A 3,497-nucleotide genomic window follows, 5' to 3' on the forward strand; every position below is an offset into this window, starting at 1 on the left:
CAACAGCAACCAGTTCAGCGCTGACCATCCCGGGCTCGCGGTGAAGTTCACCGTGCCCACGGTAGCCAACGGCTCGGTTTACATGGGAACGCAGACGCAACTCGCGGTGTTCGGATTGTTCCCCGGTGGCAGAGGCGCTCCGACGCCAACCCCAACCGCGACTACCACCGCGACCGCCACGCCGAGTGCCTCGCCGACGCCCACCGCGTCCAGCACGACGACCGCTACTGCCACACCCAACCCGACGTTGACAGCCACGCCGACCGCGTCCCCGAGCCCGGTCTTCGCAACGCTCAACGCCAACCCGACGACGCTCTCGTTCTCGAGCCAGGTGGTGGGCCAGCAGAGCCAGCCGGCAAAAGTAAGGGTGAGCAACACCGCTAGGCTGCTTTCAGTGATCCTCGCACCCCCGACGGTGAGTAGTGGATTCGTCGTGACCTCGAGCGATTGCCCGTCGGTGATGCCCCCCCGCGGCTCATGCACGATCTCAGTCGCATCGGCTCCCACCGTGAAGGGAAAACAAAATGGGCGGCTGCAGTTGAGCAGCAACGCCATGTTCGGCGTGCGCTCAATCAAGCTGAAGGGCAAAGGCGTCGCCCCTAAGATGAAGGCGCACCCGAAATCGCTAAGCTTCGAACCGGTAGCAGCCGACGCCGTGAGCTCCGCTCACAGCATTACGCTGGTCAACGACAGTCCGGCGCCGATCTCGTTCACCACCGCGCCTGCAGCCACTCCGCCGTTCAACGTGACCGCAAACACGTGCACGACGCTTGCGGCGAACGGCGGAACCTGCACGATCTCCGTCGAGTTTGCTCCGCACAAACACGGCAAATGCCACGGCACCCTCGAACTCCAGAACGACGCCGCCGACAGCCCGCAACACGTAAAGCTCTTCGGCAGCTCGAAATAGAAAAAGCGCGGCCTCGGAGTCCGGCTTGCTGGAGGTTTCACGATCTGAAACCCTAGCGAATTGACGCGCCGCCTCGCGCGGCGCAGTCATCGCGATGCAGGCCGCCCAACCAAACAGCAGCTCGACTGAACAGCCGAAAGTAGCGTCGTGGATCCCGCGACCCCGGCGCTATCTCGCGGCACTGTTCGCGATGCTGATGTCGGCCACGATTTTCGAAGGCTACGACATCACCATCTTCCACCTGGCGACGCCCGAGATCGCGCGGACCTTTCACCTGGCCGATCCCGCCATCGGGCTGATGGCGACGATCGTGCGCTTTGGCGGGATGCTGTCCTTCTTCGTCGTAATCCTCGCCGATCGTTACGGTCGCAAACCGATCATCTCCGTGACCGTGCTCTGTTACACGGTACTTACTTTGTTCACCGCGCTTTCGACAGGCGTGGGCTCGTTTACGATCTTTCAAAGCGCATCCCAGATCTTCCTTGCCGCGGAGTTCGGGGTTGCGGTCACTATGATCAGCGAGGAATTCCCCGACGCGCGTCGCGGGCGCGCGATCGCGGCGCTGCACATGGTCGCATTTCTCGGCGTGACTGCCGCTGCTCTCACCTACGCGCTCATGGCGGAATCGAGCTGGGGATGGCGTGGCATGTACATGCTCGGGATCGCGCCCCTGGTGATGGTCGCGTTTTTGCGGCGCGGTCTGCGCGAGACTGCCCGCTTCAATGCGCTCGAACGGGCGCGCACCGCGGCCGGTCAGGCGCGCCCCAGGTTCTGGACGTCGATTCGCAATTGCCTGATTCCCCTCGCCGGGCCGTACCGCTCGCGCCTGCTGGTAGTGGCCGGACTTTGGAACTCGATCGGACTAATCGGCGGCCCGACGGTTACCTACTTCAGCCTCTACGCCAAACGCGATCATCACTGGAAATCGCACCAGGTCGCCGCGGCGATAATTCTGGCCTACGCGATGGGCGCGATCGGCAGCATGTTGAGCGGTTTTCTGATGGACCGGCTGGGGCGAAAGTTCACCACCAGCTTTTTCTATCTGTTGTCGGCGGCCGCAATGTACGCGCTGTTCACCAGCGACACTTACGGCGCAATCCTCGCGAGCGAAGTCGTCACGATGTTTGCCTACCAGGCGGCGCGCACCGCAACCTCAGCGCTCTCGACCGAGTTGTTTCCCACTGCGATCCGGGCAACCGGCTACAGCCTGTGCGTGCAGGTGATTGGGCAGATCTGCTGGATGCTGTCTCCGGTGGTTATCGGCCTGCTCTCCGCACAGCTCGGCGGTTTGGGCAACGCCGCCTCGATCTTTGCGGCCGGGCCGATCCTCGGTGTCGTGCTCGTAGTTTGGTTTGTCCCAGAGACTCGCGGCAAAACTCTGGAGGAACTCTCGCCGAGCGTGGGAGAGGCGCCGCCAATCACTTCCGACTAGATCGCCCGCCAGGCTCGCGCCCGAGTCGGGCGATGATTTCATTCACGATGGCTTTCGGAGTGGCTGAGACATCGACGACGATCGCATCGCGCGGCTCCTCGAGCGTGTCGAACTGGCTCTGCAGCAGATCCGGATTCATGAAATGACCGCCTCGATTGCGCAGCCGGTCGGCGATCACCTCTTTCGAACCCTTCAGATAGACGACCTTTACCGAGTTCGGATCCACGACTATCTCGTCACGGTACGATTGTTTAAGCGCGGAGCACGCGACGACTCCATTGCGACCCTCCGACAACATCACCAGGATTAACTCCCGAATCGCGCTCAGCCACGGCGCGCGATCGGCGTCATCGAGCGCGATTCCGCGATGCATCTTGAGCTTGCTCGCCGCGCTATGCAGGTCATCCCCATCGTGAAACTCCCACCCAAGCGCCGCCGCGAGCGCACGCCCAACCGTAGTCTTCCCGGCCCCCGTCACTCCCATAACAACTACGACCATCGCACTTCCTGAGGCGATCTATGTATCACCCGGCTCGCTGTTCTTCCCCTCTCCCTGTAAGGGAGAGGATCGAAGGTGAGGGTCCTTATACAGCGCGCTCATTCGCGCGCGATTCAAGATTCTGCCTCTGCTCTTTAATGCTTTCGATTCGCAGGATGAACTTTTCAGCCTGATGCGAGCCGACTCGACGTGCTACTTATAACCTATGACAACCGTCACACGTGCCCTTCGTTCACCCGAATTCGAGCGGAGCCTGTTTTCTTCAAAAACAATTTTTGACGGAACAAAACTACCCTTGGCGTACAACCGTCCCGAAACCACAAGTAATGGTATGAAAATGCTTTTCCGACTGTATTCGATCCTCCAGGAATTGCACTTCCATTTGACCATCGCCCACCGCGTGACCAGCCTGCGCGACCGAGTACAACGCTTCCTTGACAGTTCGCTGGGTCCGTCTAACATACGGATGTTAGCGATTCGAAGTGCCGCTTCGGAGGTATCGTAATGTCAGGCGCAAATATCAGCGAAATCAACGAACCCAACCGCTGGCGACTCGAGACTCCCGGGCATTCGGGATGGAAGCGCTCGGCGCGCCCCGACGACCCCGACAAGTACCTGATGGTCTCGGCGGACTGCCACTGCAACGAGCCGTCGAA

Annotated in this window: 3 protein-coding genes; 2 read left to right on the forward strand and 1 reads right to left on the reverse strand. The window is 61.0% G+C overall.

The genetic code is table 11. The features are described from left to right. Together VIW95_RS02315 and VIW95_RS02320 are read left to right on the forward strand one after the other, a co-directional pair. Nucleotides 1-910: choice-of-anchor D domain-containing protein (locus VIW95_RS02315; protein WP_331583628.1), on the forward strand; the 910-nt coding region annotated here is incomplete at its 5' end. 94 nt (nt 911-1,004) lie between these two features. Beyond that, entirely contained in the window at nt 1,005-2,342 is a 1,338-nt protein-coding gene (locus VIW95_RS02320; protein ID WP_331583630.1) for an MFS transporter, read from the forward strand. On the opposite strand, the gene VIW95_RS02325 is transcribed toward VIW95_RS02320, so the two are convergent. Then, a complete protein-coding gene (locus VIW95_RS02325; RefSeq protein ID WP_331583632.1) occupies nt 2,329-2,841 on the reverse strand; it encodes a gluconokinase in 513 nt (170 codons plus the stop codon). The two genes, VIW95_RS02320 and VIW95_RS02325, sit on opposite strands and share 14 nt — an antisense overlap. Nucleotides 2,842-3,497 lie beyond the last annotated feature (656 nt).

It is taken from the genome of Binatus sp. (SeqCode), from assembly GCF_036522015.1.
Lineage (GTDB): Bacteria > Desulfobacterota > Binatia > Binatales > Binataceae > Binatus.